21 protein-coding genes and 3 pseudogenes are annotated in these 22,389 nt (G+C 42.9%); 10 read left to right on the top strand and 14 right to left on the bottom strand.

All coding sequences use genetic code 11. The features are described 5' to 3' along the window. Window positions 1–850: 850 nt before the first annotated feature. The 4 genes from ribB to MSVAZ_RS02630 all read right to left on the bottom strand — a co-directional run bounded on the left by ribB (window position 851) and on the right by MSVAZ_RS02630 (window position 3,869). The gene (gene ribB / locus MSVAZ_RS02650) at window positions 851–1,591 is read right to left on the bottom strand and encodes a 3,4-dihydroxy-2-butanone-4-phosphate synthase (protein ID WP_048117714.1); all 741 of its coding nucleotides are present in this window, start codon (window positions 1,589–1,591) and stop codon (window positions 851–853) included. Then, window positions 1,588–2,265: a winged helix-turn-helix domain-containing protein/riboflavin kinase gene (locus MSVAZ_RS02645; protein ID WP_048117711.1), complete on the bottom strand. Its 678-nt coding sequence runs from the start codon at window positions 2,263–2,265 to the stop codon at window positions 1,588–1,590. Before MSVAZ_RS02645 ends, ribB begins: the two co-directional genes overlap by 4 nt. 270 nt (window positions 2,266–2,535) lie before the next feature. Beyond that, window positions 2,536–2,805, bottom strand: coding sequence for a hypothetical protein (locus tag MSVAZ_RS02640; RefSeq protein WP_048117708.1), 270 nt, complete (start codon window positions 2,803–2,805; stop codon window positions 2,536–2,538). A gap of 659 nt (window positions 2,806–3,464) precedes the next feature. Next, complete coding sequence (locus MSVAZ_RS02630) at window positions 3,465–3,869, bottom strand: pyridoxamine 5'-phosphate oxidase family protein (RefSeq protein WP_048117701.1); 405 nt, start codon at window positions 3,867–3,869, stop codon at window positions 3,465–3,467. A 193-nt stretch (window positions 3,870–4,062) separates the two neighbouring features. Between MSVAZ_RS02630 and MSVAZ_RS02625 the strand changes: the two genes are divergently transcribed. The 9 genes and pseudogenes from MSVAZ_RS02625 to MSVAZ_RS02585 all read left to right on the top strand — a co-directional run bounded on the left by MSVAZ_RS02625 (window position 4,063) and on the right by MSVAZ_RS02585 (window position 11,934). After that, the gene (locus MSVAZ_RS02625) at window positions 4,063–4,698 is read left to right on the top strand and encodes an HVO_0476 family zinc finger protein (protein WP_048117699.1); all 636 of its coding nucleotides are present in this window, start codon (window positions 4,063–4,065) and stop codon (window positions 4,696–4,698) included. A gap of 46 nt (window positions 4,699–4,744) precedes the next feature. Continuing rightward, window positions 4,745–5,389: pseudogene (locus tag MSVAZ_RS02620) on the top strand (protein-L-isoaspartate O-methyltransferase). A 201-nt stretch (window positions 5,390–5,590) separates the two neighbouring features. Next, the gene (locus MSVAZ_RS02615) at window positions 5,591–6,055 is read left to right on the top strand and encodes a bifunctional nuclease family protein (protein WP_048117696.1); all 465 of its coding nucleotides are present in this window, start codon (window positions 5,591–5,593) and stop codon (window positions 6,053–6,055) included. Window positions 6,056–6,393: 338 nt separating this feature from the next. Further along, on the top strand, window positions 6,394–7,215 hold the full coding sequence (gene hisF / locus MSVAZ_RS02610) for an imidazole glycerol phosphate synthase subunit HisF (RefSeq protein WP_048117693.1): 822 nt from the start codon (window positions 6,394–6,396) through the stop codon (window positions 7,213–7,215). 41 nt (window positions 7,216–7,256) lie between these two features. Continuing rightward, window positions 7,257–7,544, top strand: a complete 288-nt coding sequence (locus MSVAZ_RS02605; protein WP_048117689.1) for a MazG nucleotide pyrophosphohydrolase domain-containing protein — start codon at window positions 7,257–7,259, stop codon at window positions 7,542–7,544. A 209-nt stretch (window positions 7,545–7,753) separates the two neighbouring features. Then, window positions 7,754–8,155, top strand: a complete 402-nt coding sequence (locus tag MSVAZ_RS02600) for a hypothetical protein (protein WP_048117685.1) — start codon at window positions 7,754–7,756, stop codon at window positions 8,153–8,155. A 189-nt stretch (window positions 8,156–8,344) separates the two neighbouring features. Continuing rightward, window positions 8,345–10,966 carry a DUF3656 domain-containing U32 family peptidase gene (locus MSVAZ_RS02595; protein ID WP_048117682.1) on the top strand — a complete coding sequence of 874 codons (2,622 nt, stop codon included), beginning with the start codon at window positions 8,345–8,347 and terminating at the stop codon, window positions 10,964–10,966. A gap of 107 nt (window positions 10,967–11,073) precedes the next feature. Next, complete coding sequence (locus tag MSVAZ_RS02590; RefSeq protein ID WP_048117679.1) at window positions 11,074–11,532, top strand: nucleoside 2-deoxyribosyltransferase; 459 nt, start codon at window positions 11,074–11,076, stop codon at window positions 11,530–11,532. 144 nt (window positions 11,533–11,676) lie between these two features. Continuing rightward, window positions 11,677–11,934: a pro-sigmaK processing inhibitor BofA family protein gene (locus tag MSVAZ_RS02585; RefSeq protein ID WP_048117677.1), complete on the top strand. Its 258-nt coding sequence runs from the start codon at window positions 11,677–11,679 to the stop codon at window positions 11,932–11,934. 141 nt (window positions 11,935–12,075) lie between these two features. On the opposite strand, the gene MSVAZ_RS02580 is transcribed toward MSVAZ_RS02585, so the two are convergent. The 3 genes from MSVAZ_RS02580 to MSVAZ_RS02570 all read right to left on the bottom strand — a co-directional run bounded on the left by MSVAZ_RS02580 (window position 12,076) and on the right by MSVAZ_RS02570 (window position 15,268). After that, window positions 12,076–12,756, bottom strand: a complete 681-nt coding sequence (locus tag MSVAZ_RS02580; protein WP_048117675.1) for a class I SAM-dependent methyltransferase — start codon at window positions 12,754–12,756, stop codon at window positions 12,076–12,078. A 35-nt stretch (window positions 12,757–12,791) separates the two neighbouring features. Further along, entirely contained in the window at window positions 12,792–14,405 is a 1,614-nt protein-coding gene (lysS, locus tag MSVAZ_RS02575; protein WP_048117673.1) for a lysine--tRNA ligase, read from the bottom strand. 605 nt (window positions 14,406–15,010) lie between these two features. Then, the gene (locus MSVAZ_RS02570) at window positions 15,011–15,268 is read right to left on the bottom strand and encodes a restriction endonuclease subunit S domain-containing protein (RefSeq protein ID WP_048117670.1); all 258 of its coding nucleotides are present in this window, start codon (window positions 15,266–15,268) and stop codon (window positions 15,011–15,013) included. Between MSVAZ_RS02570 and MSVAZ_RS02565 the strand changes: the two genes are divergently transcribed. Beyond that, the gene (locus MSVAZ_RS02565; RefSeq protein ID WP_048117667.1) at window positions 15,252–15,545 is read left to right on the top strand and encodes a hypothetical protein; all 294 of its coding nucleotides are present in this window, start codon (window positions 15,252–15,254) and stop codon (window positions 15,543–15,545) included. The two genes, MSVAZ_RS02570 and MSVAZ_RS02565, sit on opposite strands and share 17 nt — an antisense overlap. 193 nt (window positions 15,546–15,738) lie before the next feature. Here the strand turns inward: MSVAZ_RS02565 and mtbB are convergent. The 7 genes and pseudogenes from mtbB to mtbC all read right to left on the bottom strand — a co-directional run bounded on the left by mtbB (window position 15,739) and on the right by mtbC (window position 22,095). Then, a pseudogene (mtbB, locus tag MSVAZ_RS02555) lies at window positions 15,739–17,142 on the bottom strand ([dimethylamine--corrinoid protein] Co-methyltransferase). A 58-nt stretch (window positions 17,143–17,200) separates the two neighbouring features. Further along, on the bottom strand, window positions 17,201–17,350 hold the full coding sequence (locus tag MSVAZ_RS20705) for a hypothetical protein (RefSeq protein ID WP_197078811.1): 150 nt from the start codon (window positions 17,348–17,350) through the stop codon (window positions 17,201–17,203). A gap of 20 nt (window positions 17,351–17,370) precedes the next feature. Further along, window positions 17,371–17,667, bottom strand: coding sequence for a hypothetical protein (locus tag MSVAZ_RS02550; RefSeq protein WP_048117658.1), 297 nt, complete (start codon window positions 17,665–17,667; stop codon window positions 17,371–17,373). A 1-nt stretch (window position 17,668) separates the two neighbouring features. Further along, on the bottom strand, window positions 17,669–18,730 hold the full coding sequence (locus tag MSVAZ_RS02545) for a DMT family transporter (protein WP_198146781.1): 1,062 nt from the start codon (window positions 18,728–18,730) through the stop codon (window positions 17,669–17,671). A 525-nt stretch (window positions 18,731–19,255) separates the two neighbouring features. Next, on the bottom strand, window positions 19,256–19,909 hold the full coding sequence (locus tag MSVAZ_RS02540; RefSeq protein ID WP_048117652.1) for a methyltransferase cognate corrinoid protein: 654 nt from the start codon (window positions 19,907–19,909) through the stop codon (window positions 19,256–19,258). Window positions 19,910–19,939: 30 nt separating this feature from the next. After that, window positions 19,940–21,427: pseudogene (gene mttB, locus MSVAZ_RS02530) on the bottom strand ([trimethylamine--corrinoid protein] Co-methyltransferase). Window positions 21,428–21,453: 26 nt separating this feature from the next. Further along, on the bottom strand, window positions 21,454–22,095 hold the full coding sequence (gene mtbC / locus MSVAZ_RS02525; protein WP_048117644.1) for a dimethylamine corrinoid protein MtbC: 642 nt from the start codon (window positions 22,093–22,095) through the stop codon (window positions 21,454–21,456). Between the last annotated feature and the right edge of the window lie 294 nt (window positions 22,096–22,389).

The raw sequence follows: 22,389 nt of genomic DNA, 5'->3' as shown, positions 1-22,389 counted from the left end.
ATGTAGATTATAAATAATCTGCAGGCATAATAAAAATTTATTAAGTGCCTGACCCATGTAGTTCAATATTAGCGCCATCTAATCTTGACCTAGTTCACCGTCGATAATTATATCATTTCCACATTATTCATAAGAACCATTAAAGGAACCAGTTGTATCGATTATATGTTAGATCCTTCAGGAGGGAAATCAGCTATTTTTATTCCATGATCACTGATTCGCTCTATATTTGGATTTTTTATATTAAAACATTTCTAATTCTTGTCCAAAAACTTCGCTTTCAGTTTCAAGTTCTGTTCAATGTGTTGCGTGATGCGAGTTTATACTATAAATCCAAATTCAGGCGACTCTGTTCCAAAATCTAGGGATTTTTGCGTTTCTTGATTGAAAATCTGAATTAACAAGAAGAATCCGGAATTCATTAAAATCAATATTCGACATCTTAAGACGTCAACCTCTGAGTATATCACAAAGATTGTGGCCAATGATAGAATACAAAATTCGAAAAGCTTTGGCACATATTTTATCTTTAATTTCATAAGGATTGATGTACAGTGAAGACTGCGATTGTTTTAAAGCTTCGAGTTCTATTTTTACTCAAAGAGGTGACAAGGAAAAATGGAAAATATTATTATATTTTTTTTGTGATTTAAACCTTAGTTCCGCATTTTTAGGCATATAACTGTCGCTTGATACCTATACATAGTTTAAGCTTAGGCAATCAGATTCAAGGTAAAATTTGTAAATCGCAATCATCTAACCTTACATATATACGAAATAGCATATATGCACCTAAAAAAGCAAAAGTTAGGTTGGAAACCCATTTAATTTGAAAAAGATACAAGAATTCTTATTCCGAGCCTGCCCATGTCATATAGGCTTCGACTATTTCCTGCCCTTCCAGAAACACCAACCCGTGTTCTTTACCATACTCTTTTGAGTCTTCTTTGGAAAGAGCTTTACCATTATTATCATCAAGCATCTCGCAAACTACCATTGCAGGGGTAATGCCTGCCATACGGGCAAGAGCAACTGAAAGTTCGGTCTGGCCTTTGCGGTCATCCAGAAGCCCTTCGGCAGCCCTCAGCAGTGCAACATGCCCAGGGGTTCTAAATTCTTCTCCAAAATGAATTACATCCCCGGACAACTTTTTTTCCGTAATCTCCCCGATTTTCCGGATAGTAAGAGCTCTTTCATTATCAGGAATCCCGGTTCTGGTCTCCCTGTGATTGACCCAGAGAGAAAAGGAAGAATGAGAATCGTATTTAAGGTCACCTTCTTTCTCTACAACTTCCCCAAGCACATCACTGGTTTTACTGGCTTCCCTGACGAGTTCAGCCATAAAAGGCAACCTGAGCTGTTTTGATGCTACAGGGTCTACAGCCACACAGATAAGGCCGCCTGCATCTTTTCGCATCCATTTTACGTCTTTGAAAGTGACCGCTTTTGCAGGAATTACAAGATCAGTTTCTCCTTCCCTTGAGTCCGAATCGTAAATCTGGATCATTTTTCCGGCTCTCAGGGCTTCCAGCGCCCGGTTGATATTCTCATTTCTGTACGTAAGACATTCGTAAACCATACTTCTGTTCATTTCTGGTTCTCCGTACCCTGTTTTTTTAACTTTACCACAACTCTGTCCCCATCGTTCAATTCCAGGGCGTCTCTTAACTTTACAGGCGCGATGATTTCAATCAAATTCGAGGGGTAGTGTGTTCTTTCAGGAACGACTACAGCAGCTTCTATACCGCCAATGACAACTGGATAGCAGTTTCCGCCTCCGAATGTACGTTCTCCGTCATTGAAACCTTCGACCCGGATAGCCGGCGTTTCACGTAAAAGGTTTCGAAGAGGAGAACTGCTTTCTGAAAGCTGCACGTTCAGAGTCCCGGGAAAAGGTACAAAATGCAACTTTTCTTCAAATTGCTTCCGGTATCCGGGTATATTTACATAATACTGGCCTTCACCGAGGCCTTTGAGCACGTTTCCTTCAAGTTCGAGAACATCGAGTTCTGGAGAAAAAATCCTGCTGTAATCAACGTATTCGTTTTTAAGAACTTCAATTCCTTTTTCTGTCATTTTTATCAACTGGCCACCGGGAACAATCTTCCTTTCGATCAGCCCATCTTCTTCCAGCTGCTTTAGCTTTCTTGCTGCGGTTTTGGAGCTTGCCCCAGTATGCTTTTGAAACTCGCTTGATGAGACCTTGATGATTTTATTTATTGCTCCTATAAGTGCGAGTTTTTTAAGGTATTCAATATCAGGCACTTTCGGCACCTACCCTAATATTGAGATGCATCTCAATTATGAGATGTTATACAATGCGTTCCGTTATAATAAAACTTTTGATAGCAAATTCCACCTGATGCCTTTCCAGGAAACTTTTTAGTATTTTCTGAAATTGTCAAAGTTTACAATCAATTTCACTGGCAACTAATAGCAATAAATCAAAAACTTGGAAAATAGTGTGTCCCGAAAACTACACAAATTCAAATTGACTTTCTATTCTTTTTAACACAAAAACCAGATTTATCGTTTTTATTGATGCATAGGTTTCTGCATTTTGCCTGGCCCAGATGAAGGTTTTGAACTCATTTTTGTTAACTTCATGCCTCTATTAGTCATTTCGGTTTCTACATCTTTGAGCAAGGTTTTGAGATCAATCATAACTTCGGTTAAATCAGAATCAGAAGTATTTGCGAGTCCTTCATCAACTGCATGCCTGATTCGTTCTAACATTTTTATTCTTAGATAGTTGAGAGTATTGGGATCTAGAGGTCTAGAATGTTCAAATTTGTTATCTACCATTCTTTTTAACTCCTCATATTTTCAGTAATTACAGGAACGCAATACAGAAATATATAAAAAGAACCAAAGGGAGAATTTAAAGAGAAATTCTTTTTTACTCTCTTAAAGTCCTTTTTGTCTGAAAATTGGAGGTTACCCGTATCATATAGTTTCAACCATATCGAGTTAAAGCAGCTCAAAATTTATGCCATTCTTTTCATATTTCCGAATTCTCTGCAGAAACAAATTTTTAAAAGAATGCACATTTGGGTGAAAAGATACTGTCTTGATGATTTCATAGCCATTAGTAAGCTTATCCGTAATAAGTTTCAGCCGATGTACTTGAGACGAGCACATGGGTTTCTTTGTCCGTTTTTCTTCCATCACCAGTAACTCGAATCGCCTGACAATATATTGGTAGATGTAAAGTATTCGGTAGATGTAAAGTATTTGGTAGATGTAAAGTATTTGGTAGACGTAAAGTATTTGGTAGATGCAAAGTATTCGGTAGTTGTAAAGTATTCGGTAGTTGTAAAGCATTCGGTAAATGTAAAGTATTCGAGAACTTAAAATATTTTTAGTCAGTGAAGTGCCTATAAAATATTCATTTCCCGAAGACTATACAAAACCTTATAGTAATCTCAAATCAGGATTTCTACAGAGCATAATTTGAGTTTCGATCAGAGCAATTTCTTTCCTGCATCCGGGCCAGGAGCACACTGGAATGCCTCGGTAATCTCGACTTCTATGAGAGTTTTTGCAGGAAGCCCGGGTTTTGCTGCATGCACAATCGACTGCATTTTTTCAAACTTTTCCCCAGAATCAATAATATCCGCTTTACCTTTTATCTGGAAGCAGCCACCTGTATCAGGACCCCAAACGTAAACTGCAACATTCGGATTCTCTTTCAGGTTTGCCAGGGACTTAAGCATGAAATTATCTGCAATCCAGATTGTTTCATCATCCACAAGCTGGCAGAATCCTATAGGTACTACGTTTGGAACTCCATCCTTTGAGGCCGTAGCTACAGGAAAGATCTTCACCTTTGAAAAGGCGGTTTTCATCTTTTCATCTAATTTTACCATAATATCACAACCAAAATGATTGTAGTATATATTAATATAGTTAAGCGTCATAATTTTGTATCAAATTTTTGTTTGTGTATTTTAGTGACCTTTCAAAATGAGCCTGAAAAATATTAAAAAGACTTACCTCCAGGGAAAACGTCGCCGGAGAAGTTAAGTATTTAGTATCTTGAATCCATCTAGTGATTATACCATGATAAGAGAAATTGAAGTTAAGTGCCCTTCATGCTCCCCTGAAGAAGAGGTAGGGCACGAGGTTCTGAAAGAGGGGCAGAGTCCGCTTGTCCGCTGTCTGGAGTGCGGTCAGGTGCATGCAGTGAAGCTTAAAACCCCCAAATCCGCCAGATTGAAAGTGATAGTCAGTAAGATGGACATTTCAAACACTTACAAAACTGAACTGGATTCCGAGACTGTCCTTCAGGTGGACGATGAGCTGGTTGTAGATGACGAGGAAACAGGGATGGTAGTGCCTATTCTGATTACTGCTCTTGATGCAGGAGGAAAACGAGTTCATATTGCTCGGGCAGAAGATACCGAGACAATCTGGGGCAGAGCTATTGATGAGATAACTGTAAAATTTTCCGCACAGGCAGGGACTGAAAAAACCGAAGTCCTTGAAAAACGTGTGCCTGGCGAGTATGAATTTGTCGTAGGAGCCGAAGAAAGAGTGGGAAATAAAAGCCTTTTCATCAATAAAATCAAGGTGAGGGATGGAGCATTCCGATCCAGAAAAGGCGATGTTGTGCTTGCAAAATACGTAAAACGGATTTTTGCGAGAAAGAAATGGGAAGGTTCGGGTCAGCGTGAATTCCGAAGAGGGCCGTGGTAAAGAAAAAGATAAAAAAGAAAAAGAAGAGGAAGAAAAGCTCGAAGCAATGCGCAGGCGCCTAGTAGACAATCTTGAGGCTTATCTGCTGCTGAAAGAGAACATCCGCGATGCTATGCTCCGTGTTCCAAGGCATAAGTTTGTTCCGGAATATGAGCAAAAAGCAGCTTATATCGACAGACCCCTTGAGATCGGCCACGGGCAAACAATCTCTGCCCCGCATATGGTTGCGATGATGTGTGAACTCCTTGAACTTTCGAAAGGGCATAAAGTCCTGGAAATAGGGTCAGGTTCAGGGTATAATGCTGCAGTTATGGGGGAGCTCGTCAGAAAAAGCGGGCACGTGTACACTGTTGAACGTATAGAATCCCTTGCGAATTTTGCAAGGGATAACCTGAAAAAAACAGGGTATAACAATGTCACAGTGCTACTTGAAGACGGCTCAATGGGTTGTTCTTAGTATGCTCCTTATGACCGGATAGCCGTGACATGCGCAGCTCCCTATATCCCTGAGCCTTTGCTGGAACAGTTGAAGCCTGGAGGGATAATGCTTATTCCTGTAGGGGATTATTTTCAAGAACTTTATAAAATTAAAAAAGACGGCAAAGGGCACATACATAAAAAGAAAAAAGGTGGAGTCGTTTTTGTACCCCTGATTGGTAAACATGGCTTCCGAAAAAGCCTGGAATGTTAAAGGTTCTTGTAAGAATAAGGTCTAAATTGAATTAAGTCTAAATTGAATTAGGTCTAAATTGAATTCCTGATTGCTGCCTCGAAAACAAAATCAGGCTGAAAGTTCTGACAAAAGAAGTTGAATCCGATCTTTAGGTAGCATTTTTAATATATTTATAAAAATTAAATTAGGTATTAATAAGTTTAAAATCATTCATTAAATATGGACATCGACACTTATGAAGATTTTAAGGAAATTCGAGTCAGGGATGTTTATATAGTCGATGTTTTTACAGACCCAACTCCTGTAGTGCTTCTTGAAGATCTGCAGGGGAATATGCTACCTATATACATAGGGCATCTCGAAGCTCTCTCAATAGGAAATGTAATTAAAAATATTTCTCCTCCCAGGCCTCTGGCTCATGACCTTATGCTCACTATTTTTGAGAGGCTCGACGTAAAAATCGAGGGTGTTTTGATTGACGAAAAAGTGGATAAAATCTATTATGCCCGGCTCCTGATAAAAAAAGACAACGCAATCATGCAGTTTGACGCAAGACCAAGCGACTGCATTGCCCTTGCCCTGCGCGTTGGAGCCCCGATAAGAGTCAGAAAAAATGTGCTTGAAAATTCTGAAGTCGAGATGTCAAGGCTTGAAGGTGCCCGAGTGATAAATATTTTCGGCTAGATTCTACTGGAACAGGCAGACTTCGTGTTCAGATCTTACTTCTCTTAATCCTGCTTTTTAAGTCTGCGAAAAAATGAGTTTAGAATTTTATCTTTAACGATTTTTCGGCATCTCTCTTTCCTTTAAAAAACTTAAATAAAAATATTCTTTAGCGAATACTATCCAGGGTTATTATTATCTGTAATTTTCGGTCGATAAAACAGGACTATTTTTGCTGGAGACTACTGTCTAAGACTACCATTGATCTAAGACTGCCGTTAATCCGGGACTGGCACTAAGATTGGCATTGGCTTAATTTCAACAAGCTTTTAATAAAAGTTAAATTTATTATCCCATAGATGCTCACCAAAAGAATAATACCATGCCTTGATGTGACCCTTGACAGAGCAGGCGGCTGTGTTGTTAAGGGGGTTGAGTTTGTGGACCTGAAAGAGGCCGGAGACCCTGTGGAACTCGCCAAGCGCTACAATGAAGAGGGCGCAGACGAACTTGTTTTTCTGGACATTACAGCTTCGGCTCACGGCAGGAAAACTATGATCGATGTGATCGAAAGAACTGCAGACGAGGTTTTCATTCCTCTTACGATTGGAGGAGGAATAAACTCCATTAATGCAATTCGCCAGATCCTCAGAGCTGGGGCAGATAAAGTCTCAGTTAACACTTCTGCGGTCAAGAATCCTGACTTCATAAAAGAGTCCTCAGATATATTTGGAGCCCAGTGTATCGTCACTGCCATTGATTGCAGGCGAAATACCGACATAAAGAATAATCCCGACAAAACGATTCTGGAGCTCGAAGACGGAACACCTGCCTGGTATGAGGTTGTAATTTACGGAGGCAGGGAAGCTACAGGAATCGATGCTGTGCAATGGGCAAGAAAAGCAGAAGAATTGGGTTCCGGAGAAATCCTGCTCACAAGCATGGACCGGGACGGTACGTGTGCAGGTTATGACCTTCCAATTACGAAAAAGCTCTCAGAAGAGCTCGATGTTCCGATCATAGCTTCTGGAGGAGTAGGAAACCCTCAGCACATCTACGAAGGTTTTTCAATTGGAAAAGCTGATGCCGCACTTGCAGCAAGTATCTTCCACTTCAGAGAGTACTCAATCAAGGAAGTCAAAGAATACCTTAGGGAAAGGGAAATTCCTGTAAGGCTTTAAATTCAGGAAAAAACAGAAACAGATGGGAGTGGGGAAAAACAATGGAGATCTCAGAATTCCAGAAGCTAATGTCTGAAATGTATGCACATAATGACAGGAAGAGGGAAGGTAAGGCTACCATGCTCTGGCTGGTTGAGGAAATTGGAGAACTTGCCGAAGCCATACGCAGGGAAGAGCCAGAAAATATAGAAGAGGAACTTGCAGATTGCTTCGCCTGGATAGGGGCGCTTGCCAATCTTTACGGTGTGAATCTCGAGGAAGCCTTCCTTAAGAAGTATTCTGGTATGTGCCCTACCTGCAAACGGAAGCCCTGTATCTGTACGGACTGAGTATGTTAAGTATCTTGTTTGTAGAGACTGATTTTCAAAAGGCTGATTTTCAGAATTTGTTCTCTGGATCTTGATTATCTGGTTTTCGTCCTTTTGGAGACTTTTTTCATATTTGCTTTCATATATATTTTGAGATACTTTTTTATTTCTTAGAGGCAATCTCTTATGTGGAATTCTTATTTGGATTCTCCATTTATCGGGGGATATATATGTCAGAAGCCGAAACCATGGAACTTCTTGAGGGTTTGCAGTTGAAGATTCTTAACAACACTGGCGAGGATCTTGTGCTCCAAGCTGAGAGAATTGAGAAAGGGAAATTCAAAAAAGGTCACCAGGCTCCAGCTAAAATTGAATCTTATGAGGAAAAGAGCTTTGAGCTCATTGCATGCGAAGGGAGCTGCGAAGGTGGAGCGAACATTGAAGGCTGGGTTAAATATGGGCTGGGGTGTGCGGAAGGGTACTGCAAAATACACTTCAGATATGTGGAAAAAACAGATAAACTCGATTACTCCTGTGAATGTCACATGCACGATGGAAAGATGCTCTGCGAGGCTTCAAAAGATGAGAAAGCCGGGAGAACTGTGAGCTTTATAATAGGGCCGAAAGCATAATACAGAGTATATCACCGGCCTGTCCGGCAAGTGTCCCTCAGGCTGGACCTCATTCATTCTTATCTATTTTTATCCTTTTTAATATTATTTTTTCATGAATTTTAACTATTGAATCCTTTAACTATTGGTCCTGCAGGCAAGAAAAGTATGCCAAAGTTTAATTAAGGACAGGATCTCTAATCCCATCTGATGAAGCCTGAAAAACCGGAACTGCTTGCCCCGGCAGGAAGCATGGAAGCTTTTATTGCAGCCGTCGAAAATGGAGCGGATGCCGTATACCTCGGAGCTCGGGCTTTCAGTGCTCGGGGGTATGCCTCAAACTTTTCAGAGAAAGAGCTTGAAGAAGCCATCGATTATGCTCACCTGAGAGGCGTGAAAGTATACGTAACCGTAAATACGCTACTCAAGGAAGAAGAAGTAGAAAACGCCCTCAAGCTGCTTTCCTGGCTGAGAGAAATAGGGACCGATGCAATCATAATTCAAGATCTTGGACTTATCTCGCTTTCAAGACAATATCTGCCTGACCTTCCGCTGCATGCGAGCACCCAAATGACTTTACATAATAGCGAAGGGGCTGAATTCGCAAAAAAAATGGGAATAGAGAGGGTCGTGCTCTCAAGGGAATGTTCACTTGAAGAAATAAAAATGATTAAAGAGAAAACTGGGACTGAAATAGAGGTTTTCATACATGGGGCTCTCTGTATTTCCTATTCCGGCCAGTGTCTCCTGAGCAGCCTTATAGGGGGAAGAAGCGGAAACCGGGGTTTCTGTGCCCAGCCGTGCCGTAAAAAATACAGGCTGTATTGCGAAGGGAAACAAATCAAAACAACAGGCAGTTACCTCTTAAGCCCAAAAGACCTTAACACAACCTCAGGCCTGGGAGCTCTTATAGAAGCCGGGATTGAATCTTTCAAAATCGAAGGCCGGATGAAAAGGCCGGAATATGTTGCAGGGGTCGTCAGGATTTACCGCCGCCTGATTGACAGGTATATTGCAAACCCTGCAGAGTATTACGTTTCCGAAGAAGAGCAGGAAATACTAACCCAGCTATTTAACAGGGGTTTTACTCAGGGTTACTTTTTTGAAAAACCACGCCAGGAGCTCATGAGCCGTGAGAACCCACACAACCGTGGAGTTCCGATGGGTACGGTTACAGGGTATGACAGGCGTTTAAACCGTATCCGGGTAAAACTTTCCCGACATCTTCGTCTCGGAGACGGGATAATGGTTGAAAATGCAGAGACCAGGCCCGAAGATAAAGGAAAAATCATATCCTCAATGTATGCCGGAAAAGGCCCAGTATACAGTGCAGGAGTCGGAGATACGGTAGAAATTCCTTTTGATTCAAGGGCACCCTCAGGAAGCACAGTATACAGGACACATGACAAAATGCTTATGGATTCCCTAAAAAAAGAAAGCGAATCCGGGAGCCTGAGGCCTAAAATTCCTGTATCTATCACGGCAGCCGTTGCATCAGGGAAAACTATCAGGCTTGAGGTAAAAGACAGAGACTCAAATGCAGTAACAATTGAGTCTGAATATCTGGTTGAGAACGCCAAAAAGCAACCAACTTCAAAGGCCCGCATCGAAAAACAACTTTCAAAACTCGGAAACACGATTTTTGAGGCTGCTGAACTCCATGTCACTGTGGAAGAAGATATTTTCATTCCTGTAGGGCAGTTGAACGAGCTGAGGACAAAAGCAATAGAACAGCTTGAAAATCTGCGGATTTCCAGGTGGAAACGAAAACCTCTTGATACTCTACAGTCCTACGAATCTGGAGAAAAGGGATCAGTAGATAGAGTACCAGTAGACAGAGCACAAGTCGAAAATGAATCAACAACAAGAGAATCAGTAGAAAAGGTAGGCCAAGAAGCCGAAAAAACTGTTCAAGAGTGCCTTCCTATACATCCGATGCTCTCGGTTTCGGTGTATTCTCTTGAAGGGCTCGAAGGGGCACTTGCAGGCGGAGCAGATAGGATTTATTTCGGCGAAGGGCTTTTCAGAAGACCGGTAACTACAGGGCAAGAAAAGGGCTCGGAAAAGGGAAAAGGATCTGGCGCAGTTTTTGAAAAAGCTGTCTCTGAGACTCAAAAGGCAGGCAAGAATATCTATTTCATTACTCCAAAGCTTGTTAAAGATCCCAGAATGGAGTCTATAGAAAAAATATTTTCTCGTGTAAGGGAACTGGGGGCTAACGGGGTCCTTGTTTCAAACCTGGGAACCCTTGGCCTCGCAAAAGCTGAGAAAATCCCTTTTATTGCGGACAGTCCTCTGAACATCTTTAACAGCCGTACCTTCGCTTTTATATTGCAGGAAGGGGCTCAGATGGCTGTGATTTCTCCGGAGCTAACCCTTGAGGAATTAAAAAGCATTGCGTCTCGTGGGCCTGCAGAGTGTATTGTTTACGGCAGGCTTGAACTGATGGAATCCGAACATTGCCTTACAGGCGGGCTTCTCGGGAACAACAAAGGGCAGTGTAGCGCTCCATGCAGGTCAGGAAAGTTTACACTGGTAGATGAGAAAAACTATGAGTTTCCCTTGCTCATGGACTATGAATGCAGAATGCACCTCCTTAACTCAAGATCACTCTGCATGCTTGAATACGTTCCTGAAATTCTCGAAAACGGAGTTTCAAGCCTCAGGGTAGAAACCCTCGGAATGGATAATCCGGACGAAATCCAAAAAGTGACCAGAGCCTACAGAAAAGCAATTGATACTTATCTTGAAACCGGGAAACAGGGGCCGGAAAACTGCGAAAAACTTGGGAAGGGTTTTACTACAGGGCATTATTTCAGAGGTGTACAGTAAAAGTCGGAATTGCCGAAAAAAGTGTACGTAAAAGACGGAATTACTGGAAAAAGTGTACAGTAAAAGACGGAATTGACGGAAAAATGGACTAAAGGGTGGAAAAAACTATGGAAAAACTGGAGAAAATGGAGATTTCGGAAAAAAGAAGCCCAAAAATCTTTTTGTCGGGTTCGATCCGTGGAGGGAGGCAACTGCTTGAGACGTACAGGTTTATGTTTGATACTCTCGAAGAAGCTGGGGCTGAAGTGTTGAGCTGGCATGTTGCAGATCCTGAGCTGGAAAAAACCGAAATGAAAATGACAGAAGAAGAGATCTATGCCAGGGATATGGGTTTGCTTGTAAAAAGTGATGCTTTGATTGCAGAAGTAACAGTACCTTCCACAGGTGTGGGTTACGAAATCTGCAGGGCGCTTGTACAGGGAATTCCCGTGCTCTGTCTTTACAGCCCTGATGCCGCAGTCTCGGCAATGGTACTGGGAAATTCCGACCATTTACTTGAGGCAAGAGCGTATACGGACAAAACCTCGCTCAAAAAAATTATTACTGAGTTTATCCGGGCTTTCTGAAAATAAAAGCCTTGTGTAATCCTTATTTTTGAAAAAAACGTCATTGTAAGCCTGGACAAGTCAGGACTGTAATCATTATGGCTCATGACCTTATTATAAAACTCGGTGATAATTATAAATAAGTTGAATAACTATGTATGATTCATGGTAGTTGGAATTATAGAAGTTTTAGTACTGATTCTGGCAATCGTAGTGGCCTTTCTCCTGTATAAAGCCCTGAAGACCGCAACCAGCCTTGCAATAAATGCAGTACTTGGGGTCTTAGTCCTTATGGCGGCAAAACTTTTGTTCGGACTTGAAATCGCAATTACCTGGGTAGCAGTTCTTATCTGCGCAATAGGGGGTATTTTTGGAGCGCTTGTTATAATTGTACTGAATTATTTGAAAATAGCTTTCATATAAAAGTAAATAGACAAAAAAACTATACGGAAGATTGAAAGCTACATGGAGAATTTTCAACAAAATTTTTTTAAAAGTTTTGGATGAAGTTTTTCCCTAAATTGTTTTTTGATAATATTTTTTTAAAAGTTTGAGAGACGAAATTCAAGTTTTTCGAAAGACGCCTTTTATCAAATGCCTTCTGTAAACATTCCCTTTGAAAACTTTTTCTTTTATTACATCTTCCAGCGTTAGAATCCCAAATCCTTTGAAAAGTGCCCTAACCTCTTCTATAGTAAAATAGTGGTAGATTATTCCGTTTTGCCGGGCAAAAGTCTTCTCTTCAAAAGGGATTGAAGCTTCTCCTCCACAGCGCATATCCTTATAGCCGAAGGCCTCGAAAAAGAAAAAACCACCCTTCCTGAGTATATAACTGAACTCTTTTACAGCGGATTCCCTTTCTTTTATAAAGAGATGCTGAAGTACCCCGTAACAGAGAATTCCGTCAAAAACCTGGCCTTTGAATGGCAGGTCCGAGATACTTGCACCAAGGTGTTCGGCAAACCTGCCGCTCCTTGCAAGCTGAGCTCTGGAACCATTCAGAGCCGTTAAAGAAATATCAATTCCTACTGCACTGTAATGCCTTGAAAGTTCCCCAAGGTATCTACCATTTCCCGAACCTGCATCAAGAACCGTAGACCCGGGCAGCAGATAAGCCTGTATATCCCGAACAGGGGCAGGCCCACCCCATTTCAGGTGGGTGTATTCTTTATCCCAGGCCAAGAAATGATTTTTCGTGAAATTTGCCTGTGAATTTGCAAGCTTAAAAGTATCCGATTTATCCATTTTTGCAATTTATCCACTTATGTGACTTACAGTGTTTATGCCTGTTTTTCAGGGCTGTAGTTTGAAGCTTCTTCAAACCTTTCTACCAGAAATTCCTTCTCAAACGAAGATAAGAACCAACCGGCTTTGGGGCCTGAACTCTGCCCAAGTAATGAAATATAGATCGCCTTGAAAAGCTCCCTGGGGTCCACCTGAGAAACAGGAGTATTCAGCTTTTCTGCAATCTTTCTGTTCAGTTCGGAACCCTTGTCCTTTGCAGAATAGACCAGCATATGGTATTCTTCTCCACTGATTTTGCCTCTGGACTCAATAAGGGCTGCAAAGGCTGAAAGAAAGGCTCTTTGAAGCTCGGATAGAGTTGCTGCCTGTACAGGCACCTTTTCTTTCACTTTAAACCTGGCAAAGGGTGGGGCATAGAGCTTTAGCCATTTAGACACGTTGTCTGCCAGTTCTTTTATACACTTTTTATCTTCAGTTGAAAAACCTGAACGTTTTACTATTTTCAGGATCTGGTCAAAATCTCCCCTTGCTACCTGATAGATAGTCACCATCTGCTTGAAGGGAATTTCAGACTGACAAATACCGGTTGCCCTAGAAAGTTCATACACTCTTCTCTGAAAAGCTCCAAGTGAAGGATCATTTTCCCTGAACTGCGTCCGGAGTCGTTCGTATTCGTCCACAAGGGAGAGGAGAGGCTGTCCAGGATCGAATTGAATGTGTTTTTCAGGTTTTGTGCGGATGATCAGATAGCGAAGAACTTCGGGTGGTACGATTTCCAGCATGTCCGAAATCGAGACAACGACCCCTGTAGAAGAAGACATCGCTCCCTGTTTACCAAGCATTATCCACTCATAGACAATTGGATATGGAGGTTCGTGCCCGAAAATTTCTCTTACTATTCTCTTTCCGGTATCGTAAGAACCACCTTTCGAAGCATGGTCTTTTCCGAAAGGTTCGACAGTCACTCCTAAAACTGACCAGCGGGCAGGCCAGTCAACGCGCCAGGTAAGTTTTCCTCCCCCTGCCATGGGTACGGTCCCGGAGTGCCCGCATTCACATACATAGTCCACGGTTTCGGCTTCCAGATCAAAACCCGTTACCTTCGTTGTTGTGATCCTTCCGCATTGATTGCATCTGGGATTGAAAGGGCTCCAATCCGGAGCTACGGTTTTCCCCGAGATTTCTTCCAGGATTTTTGCAATGGCATCTCTTTTAACAAGGGCAGTTTTTATTGCTTCGGTGTATTTGCCTGTCTTATACATCTCATCTGCCCTGTAAACCTGAGGATTAATGCCCAGTCGCCTGAGGGCTTCCATGAAAGGTTTCAAGAAATGCTCGGCATAGTTTGCGCAGTTTCCACAGGGACAGGGGATTTCGGAGATGGGCTTCCCCACATGTTCGACGTAACTCTCGGGAAGGAATGGGTAAACCTTGCGCAGGGGATCATAATTGTCAGCAATATAGATAAAGTCAGCATTTGCTCTTTTATCAACCAGAGCCCTGTAAACAGCATCGGCAGTCACGACTTCTCTCATGTTGCCTATATGGATGCTCCCCGACGGAGTGATGCCTGTAGCAACAAGATGTTTGCCATTCTTTTTTAACACGTCTTCAGCTATGACGTCTGCCCATTGAATTGTGTCAGCCATATTTCTCACCAGAATCAAGCCTTTTTTGTAAAGGCTTGAGCGAAAACCCCTCTAAAAAGCATGGTAACAACCCTTTTCAAAAAGGTTTGATCGAAAACCTCTGGAAAACTATTGAATCCCTGGGTAGTTATTGCAAGCCTTTTCAAAAAAGGTTTGAACGAAAAACTTTGAATTCCCTGCATAATTATCGTTTCAACTAATAAACCTTGGGCTAGAAGGCAAGGAACCAGAGTCTGTTTCTATTTTGCGTTTTTGGCAATAAAAGATGGAAATGAAACCGAAAAGAGAGCCCAGATGTAAAAAATAAAAAAGGAGAAAAATTAATGGAGGTTCAAAGGCAAATTAATTCAGGAGTCTGCAGATTTACGGAGATTTAATATGGCACTCTAGTAAACAAATCAAGTAAACTTTATTTGCCAATAAATAAAAGCACGTAAAAATATATAAATATTTCGGAATGGGACGAATTGGGGAATAAATAATAAGAATATCAAGACAAGTGGAGTGAAAACAATGTAAACTTATAAACCTATACGAAAAATATTAAGAAAGAAAGGAATAGATGCGAAACTCTGAAAAATAGGATAGTACTGATTAATAAGATATTACTGATTAACAAGATAGTACGGATTAACAAGATAGTATGGATTAACAAGATAGTACGGATTAACAAGATAGTATGGATTAACAAGATAGTACGGATTAACAATATTCTTGTCCACTATCATCTGTGTCAAGTTTTGCTTTAACAAAGTAACCTCGATTTTTGTAAGTCCAGAATGAGCAAGAGCAATTTCTGTTGTTCGGTCTGCAGTAACATTATCCGTGGTAATATTACCCGTTCTGGTGGCAGTTTTATTCACCGACGAGGTTCCAGAAATTGCAGGAAAAAAGGATACTGCTTCATTGGTGTTACTGAGTGGCGCATCCTCTGCAGACTTACAGCCAGCAACGCTGATTGCCAATAGGCTGACCATTAACATTGTAAATGCTACTTTTTCTCCAGGCGCAAATACCTCGCCAGATGAAGATATCTTACCAGATGAAGAGACCTCAAAAGATGAAGATACTTCGCTAGATATAGCAATGGCTACAGGGAAGCAGGTTATAGTTGAGGATCCAATGATTGTATCAGGATAGAAGTAAGCTCTCAAAAAAAGAAAAAAGACAGCAGAGAAGGTGGTCGCTATTTTCCAAGGAAGAACTTTTCAGACCTGCTGAAGGATTTATAGTTATTTTACTGCTGTTTTTTGGCAGGCCCGGAGCAGTCCAGTCTGGATCTTGTTTATCCCTGCTGTGGAGGAACATTCAGGATTCTACCTGAATTATTTCCTTAAGCTATCTGCTTTCTGAAGAGATTGCAGGAATTAATCTTAATATCGAGCAACTTTTCAATGTTCATTTTTGCAGCAATACCTTTTGCAGCGCCTGGTACTGACGTTATAACTCCGATGTCGAGTTCTTCACGCAGCTCACGCATAACGTGCTCGTCTGCGAGGTCCATCTTGTCGACCCCGAGTTTCTTTGCAACGTATTCTTTTGCTTCTCCTATGCGCATATTCTTAGAGAACTCCATCCTTGCAACAAGGTCTCCTGCAGCTCTCATTCCTGTCATACCTGAAGCCATTATGTGTGCGATCGGCATACCCAGAGGGTCGCCGACCCCGACCTATATGCCGTCTACGCCTGCAATTTCTACCATTGCTTTGCTTGCCCTTGTAACGGCATCAATAGGAGGAGTTTCAAGCATCGGGATTCCGCCCACACCCATTCCCATGTCAACGTGACAGGGGATTGGAGACGCTTCGACAGCTGCTTTCATGAAAGTAACTGCACGGGCAAGGTTCCAGGCTGAGGTCTTGCTGGTATTAGTGTTGCATACTGGCCCGAAAACATTTGCTCCTGCCTTTGCAATAAGAGGAGCCTGCTGGTGAGGCCAGAGACCTGCAAGGGTAACGCCATCATACTGAAGGTTTCCGTGCATACCAAGGACACATTCTCCTGCCATGCCTGCTTCAATATACATATCAGGGAACTCTTTCCTAAGAGCCTCGATTGCATGGAGTGTACCATACATGTCACCGTCGCCTGCTGCACCGGTTGTGTCGAAGTTGACCCCATCGGCACCGGAGGCAAAGAGTTTCTGCATGACCCAGACCGTGTCTCTTGTAAGGTGTTCGGCAGCATGTTCCATTGATTCCCAGGCTTCCTGAATCTTAAAAGCCTTCATAAGGTCACCAGGATTCTCGAAAGGCCCATCAGGAGTATAATACAGTCCCATGTTTGGCATTGCGCCGTAAAACAGTGGAACAATCATGTTCTGCTGACAGACTTCCATTGCCTGACATTCATTTGATACGACAGGCTTGACAGGCTTGAAACTGTAATCAATATGCCCGAGTTCCATTGTGTCAGCACCAAAAGCACGCTCGTGAGTCATGCAGCCTACAAGGCGACTGGAAGGAATACCGACACCACTGTTGCCCTGGTCACCGTCAAGTCTGATTGTGCCGATGTCGTGTGTTACAGGAATTTCCATGCCCTGTTCGACACTAACAGCCTTGCCTGGCATCATAAGGATCTCTGCAAGCTTGTCCATTTCATTGCCATTCAGAGCAGAAATTTCACCAAGATCGGCAGCATTTGCAGTTCCGGCTTCGATCTCTGCAATTATCTTTTCTTTGGTAAGGTAGACACGTTTACCGTCTCCCATACGCAAAGCGTATTCAGTTGCCATTTTTATCCTCCGTTCTATTTGTCTTTAATTCAGATTTCGAAAAACTATATTCTGGGGTTCAAAATTGGGATACAAAGTTTCTGGCTTGCCAGAGAGCTATTATCGCCAGAATAAGGACCAAAACCATCCACAGTATCTTTGCTTCCGGTATGAAGGAATCTGCCCAATATGCATTATAAGCTGCTAGAGCCACTGCTGTTTGCGTCATATTTTCTATCCTCCATTGAATCAAACATATCTGAGGCAGGCATCAGAACCTCGAACTCTGCCGAAGTCTGTGATCACGTACCTGTGCAGAAGGAAGCCTTTTTTATAGATTCCCTCTTCGTCGACTTTTTGCTCCACATCCTTCAGCATTCCTCCGGAAGCCAGTTCCAGGATGTCAAAGTTGATGCTGTCCCTATAGAAATCACTCTTCATGCCATATTCTTCCTGGATCTGAGGAACTATCTCATAATTCCAATGTTCTTTTCCATCCAGCAAGATTTCCAGAATCCTGAATTTAATAGGACGATTTCCGCTCATTTCACTCACCTCTCAGAGTTTCAAGTGCACTTGTGTCTTCTGTAAACATAACGAAACTACCAATAACACAGAGAGTGCCTCCGACAAGGATGGTCCACTGTGGGACATCCCCGAAGAAGAGGAAAATGAAAATGATAGCAAATAGCCCGTAGAGGTTTCCTATACCCTGGCCTCTTCCAACCCCGATCAGCGGGAAGGACTTGTACCAGCAGACATAACAGAAACCAAACGTAATCCCTGCAAAGATAAGGACAAGCAGGGTCAGGGGTTCAAAGGCCTGAAGTGCAAAGGAATACATCGGGTAGCCGAAAATTGCGAGTATCGGAACAATAATAACCCACCAGATCAGGTTTTCACCTACGAACCTGAGGGTCAGCCCTACGTCCGGCTCTGAAATGTCAAGTCCCTTACCTGCGATTGCACCTTCAATACCCCAGCCGGCAGCGGCCATCAAGCCACCGAGATATCCGATCCACTGGACGTTTCCTGAAGAAAGCTCGGTCAGAAGCCCGCCACCGAAGATCGTAATGCCCCCTAAAATGATGACTCCTATACCCATTGCCGCTCTTTTAGAGATCTTTTCTCCATACCAGTAGTAAGCAAGAATCGAGCCCACCACAGGGTAAAGAAGAGCTGCAACAGCTGCGAATGCTCCACCAATAAAGCCCATAGCAATGAAAGAACCGAGAATTGCCATCGGTCCTCCGAAGATAGAGGCAAGGAAGAACCACTTGGAACATGGGTGGAATTCCTTCATTGTCCGGACAAGTTCCCCGTATTTGCCAAGCACTCCATTCCAGAGCATAAGCGCCAGCATGACAGTAAGAGCGTTGAAGGCCGTAATCAGAATAGCCGTTACAACAAGAGCTGTGCCGTCACCGCCGGTTTTCGCAACAGTATTATACATTTCATCAAAGGGGTTCAGCACCCACACAACAGTCCCTGGAAGATACCAGATACCCCAGAACACAGCACAGAAAAGGGCCCACATATACCCTTTACTGATTTTTCTTTTGCTTTCCTGTTTTTTTAAAGCTTTTAAATCCACGGAAAATCCCTCCATTTTTCAGAACGCTGTGGAGTTCCCTCAGGACGTAATCTCCAGTCCATCTCCACAACCTGAAAGTGCAGCCCAAAAACTCCTTTTGCGGCTTTCACACCCTGGGAATATGTTTCAAGTTCTTTTTAGATTCAAACTTCTTTTCAACTGCTGTTTTTAGCTGCTTGTTTTTAGCTGCTTTAGCTGCTTTAGCTGCTTGTTTTTAGCTGCTTTCAACTGCTGTTTTTAGCTGCTTTAGCTGCTTGTTTTTAGCTGCTTTCAACTGCTGTTTTTAGCTGCTTTAGCTGCTTGTTTTTAGCTGCTTTCAACTGCTGTTTTTAGCTGTTTTTGAGACTGCATCTAAGTTTTCCGTTTTTACAATCGTTTCAGCCATTTTTGTAATATTCCCTTGAGTGATATGACTTGCAAGAACTGTTCCAGCTATATCCTGGGATACATTCTCACAAAAATGCACAAAATAGAGTGTTGCAGAAAATGTACGCTTGAATACATTTTCTGCAGTTTAAACCGTTTTATAAGGCTGCTTTATCAGACGCTCAGGGCTGCTTTTACTTTGGCAACTGCGTCATTAGCGCTTTCGCCGTAGATATCTGCGCCGATCTTGTCTGCCCAGTCCTGGGTAACAGGAGCGCCACCGACCATAGTCTTTACCTGGTCACGGACACCTGCTTCTTTCAGCTGTTCCTCAATCTGGATCTGGTTGACCATCGTGGTTGTCATAAGTGCGGAGGATGCAACAACCTGGGGTTTAAGTTCTTTCACTTTTTCTACAAAAGTCTTAATTGGGACATCTCTTCCGAGGTCCACTACTTTGAAACCTGCAATGTTAAGCATGGAAGCTACAATGTCCTTTCCGATGGAATGGATGTCGCCTTCGATGGTCCCGATAGCAACGGTTCCGAGGCTCTTGGTCTGAGACTTGCGCCTTTCCATTTCAGGGGTGATAACTTTTATACCGGCATTCATTGCCTCGGCAGCTGCAAGTACGTGGGGCAGGAAAAGTTCACCCTGACCGAATTTTTCTCCTACTTCTTCCATGCCTGCGGTAAAGCCTTTCTCAATAAGCTCTACAGGGTCAACTCCTGCGGCAAGGGCTTCATTTGCTACTTCTTCTGCAAGTTCGTCGTCAAAGTCAGTGATTGCTTCTTTTGCTTTTGCAATGATTTCTTCTTTGTTTGCCATTTTTAGATCTCCTGAATATCTGGATATTAATTACATGCCTCTGAAGGCTTTGTCAGCCTTGTCCACGATTGCCTGCATGTCCTTGAGAATGTCTGCATCGATTGGGGTTACCTGGTGGTTTTTAAGAACGTCCTCTACCTTTTCGTGTGCAACTGTTGCAAGGTCTTTTGAGCCTGCTGCAGCCCAATCTCCAAACATGTGTCTGTCAATGAGCATTGGGTTGGACGGGTAATCCACAAGCTGTCTGGTCTGTTTAAGGGCCAGGAAATTGTTTCCGATGCCTACTTTCTGGATAGATTCGACTGCAAGGGTTTCTTCCGAGACAGGAATTCCCTGCATGGCTTTCTTAACCATACTGAAGATATCATTGTCAATAACAAGCTGTTCCATTGAGAATGTCATTCCGAGCTCAAGCATTCCGGCTCCGTAGATGGTGTTGGCACCAGCAAGGGCAGGCAGAAGGGTGGTCATGGTTTTTTCGTGGCCTGCCTGGTTGTCCGGAACCTTGGAATCAGACTAGGAACCTGCCACATAGGAGGGAAGGCCGTAGAACTGGGCAAGCTTTGCGACTGCAGCACTGATAAGACCGAGTTCAGGAGATCCTACAGGTGCTGTACCTTTCTTGAGGTCGAAGGTGGTTGTGGAACTTCCATACCAGACCTTAGATCCAGGCACTGTCAACTGAGCAAGTACGATTCCTGAAAGAACTTCGGCATTGTGGGTTACAAGAGTGCCTGCAAGATATACAGGAGAAGAACCACCTGACATTGCCATACTCAGGACATTTACAGGAATTCCAAAGCGAGCACCCTTGATGATGACCTGACAGGCATTTACACTGAGCTCAAGCGGACTGGTAGGGCAGAGTAGCATGGAGAAAATAGGTTTCTTTCTTGCTTCTTCTTCGTCGCCGCCGTAGTAGGCCTTTACAATGTCCCGGTAGTACTCGACATTTTCGCCAACAGGGTCAATGTGGTGGTAGTGTTTTGCGGTGTTTGCAAGAGGGGTAAGTGTTTCGTGAACATCCTGAGCGCCCTGACCTGCAATGTCCCTTGCAGAGACTGGCAGAGAGAAATAGTCAATGTTTTCTGCCCAGTCACAGAGTTTTGCAATGTCTGCAATGTCTTTTTCGACGGAATCGACTGTTACATACTTGCCGTCCTGGTATCTGCAGACCTTAACACCGGTACCGAAGCAGGTCCAGTGAACTTTGCCACCGCATTCCTGAACGGTATTAAACTTTTTGTCACGGCCCCAGAGTACAAATCTGGATGGGGCTAGCTGAAGAGCTTTTCTTACAAGATATTCAGGGATCTTTACGACGTTGGTCTTTTCGTTAACTTCGCAGCCATTTTCCTTGAAGATCTGCCTTGCCTCTGGATCAGAAACCTGAATTCCTGGTTCCATCAGAACTTCCATGGTTGCATAGTGAATTGCCTTAAGTTCATCATTAGTAAAAAGGTTTAATTCTACGCCATTAAGTGCATTAAATCCAGCAACTGCATTATTTTTTGCCATTTTTATAACCTCCGAATAAGAATGATTTAAGCCAGCAGTTCTTTTGCTTTTGCAACAGCCTCAGTTGCGTTTTCAGCATAGCAATCTGCACCGATTTTGTCAGCCCAGGCCTGGGTTGCAGGCGCACCGCCTACCATGACTTTTACTTTGTCTCTGAGCCCTTCTTCTTTGAGGAGCTCAATTACACCTTTCTGTCCCTGGAGAGTTGTGGTCATAAGGGCGGAAATTCCAATCATATTGGCATTGACTTCCTTTGCCTTCTCAATAAAGTTCCTGATTGGAACATCACGACCGATGTCATGGACTTCAAAGCCGGCAGATTGAAGCATTGTGGACACGATTGCCTTTCCGATATCATGAACATCACCTTCAACGGTACCGTTCACAATAACACCGAGCTTTGAGCCGGAAGCTCCTTCAGGCATAAGATCCTTAAGCGCTGCAACTCCTGCAGTCATCGCATCGGCAGCCATCATTACGTGTGGCAGAAACAGTTTTCCTCTCTCGAAACGGACACCAACCTCGTTCATGCCTGCTGCAAGCCCTTTATCAATTATTTCAGAAGGTTCCAGTTCTCCTTTCGCTTTTTCAACTACAGCGAGTACTGTATCCTTCTTGCAGGAAATTATAGCATCTGCAAGTTCCTGAAGCAATTCTTCTTTGCTAATGTTGCATCCTCCGTTTTAGTTTTAGAACTATAGAGACTTCTATCCTGCAATTATCACGATTATTCGTGAACATCCAGGCTGTAAGCTCATGCTTCTGGATGAAGCGATGAATGTACAGGAAGAAACTCACGATCACCATGGGTGGGAAGCCATGATCACCTCAAGCGAGACAATGAAACCATGAAGAGTTCATGATTACGCTGATTGGGGTTCATGAGTGTTTTAGCAGATGGGGTGTTTTTCGTGCCATTTTAATCCCGTCTGATTACTCATCTCTCAGATGTCTCCAATACT

The organism is Methanosarcina vacuolata Z-761 (genome assembly GCF_000969905.1).
GTDB lineage: Archaea > Halobacteriota > Methanosarcinia > Methanosarcinales > Methanosarcinaceae > Methanosarcina > Methanosarcina vacuolata.
Note: the sequence above shows the minus strand (reverse complement) of the source record. Positions and strands in the feature narration are given on the sequence as shown.

Coding starts and splice junctions, on each gene's coding strand:
- ribB (WP_048117714.1), bottom strand. CDS start 1,591: ATGAACAGAAGTATGGTTTACGAATGTCTTACGTACAGAAATGAGAAT.
- MSVAZ_RS02640 (WP_048117708.1), bottom strand. CDS start 2,805: ATGGTAGATAACAAATTTGAACATTCTAGACCTCTAGATCCCAATACT.
- MSVAZ_RS02630 (WP_048117701.1), bottom strand. CDS start 3,869: ATGGTAAAATTAGATGAAAAGATGAAAACCGCCTTTTCAAAGGTGAAG.
- MSVAZ_RS02625 (WP_048117699.1), top strand. CDS start 4,063: ATGATAAGAGAAATTGAAGTTAAGTGCCCTTCATGCTCCCCTGAAGAA.
- MSVAZ_RS02615 (WP_048117696.1), top strand. CDS start 5,591: ATGGACATCGACACTTATGAAGATTTTAAGGAAATTCGAGTCAGGGAT.
- hisF (WP_048117693.1), top strand. CDS start 6,394: ATGCTCACCAAAAGAATAATACCATGCCTTGATGTGACCCTTGACAGA.
- MSVAZ_RS02605 (WP_048117689.1), top strand. CDS start 7,257: ATGGAGATCTCAGAATTCCAGAAGCTAATGTCTGAAATGTATGCACAT.
- MSVAZ_RS02600 (WP_048117685.1), top strand. CDS start 7,754: ATGTCAGAAGCCGAAACCATGGAACTTCTTGAGGGTTTGCAGTTGAAG.
- MSVAZ_RS02595 (WP_048117682.1), top strand. CDS start 8,345: ATGAAGCCTGAAAAACCGGAACTGCTTGCCCCGGCAGGAAGCATGGAA.
- MSVAZ_RS02590 (WP_048117679.1), top strand. CDS start 11,074: ATGGAAAAACTGGAGAAAATGGAGATTTCGGAAAAAAGAAGCCCAAAA.
- MSVAZ_RS02585 (WP_048117677.1), top strand. CDS start 11,677: ATGGTAGTTGGAATTATAGAAGTTTTAGTACTGATTCTGGCAATCGTA.
- MSVAZ_RS02580 (WP_048117675.1), bottom strand. CDS start 12,756: ATGGATAAATCGGATACTTTTAAGCTTGCAAATTCACAGGCAAATTTC.
- lysS (WP_048117673.1), bottom strand. CDS start 14,405: ATGGCTGACACAATTCAATGGGCAGACGTCATAGCTGAAGACGTGTTA.
- MSVAZ_RS20705 (WP_197078811.1), bottom strand. CDS start 17,350: ATGACGCAAACAGCAGTGGCTCTAGCAGCTTATAATGCATATTGGGCA.
- MSVAZ_RS02550 (WP_048117658.1), bottom strand. CDS start 17,667: ATGAGCGGAAATCGTCCTATTAAATTCAGGATTCTGGAAATCTTGCTG.
- MSVAZ_RS02545 (WP_198146781.1), bottom strand. CDS start 18,730: ATGGAGGGATTTTCCGTGGATTTAAAAGCTTTAAAAAAACAGGAAAGC.
- MSVAZ_RS02540 (WP_048117652.1), bottom strand. CDS start 19,909: ATGGCAAACAAAGAAGAAATCATTGCAAAAGCAAAAGAAGCAATCACT.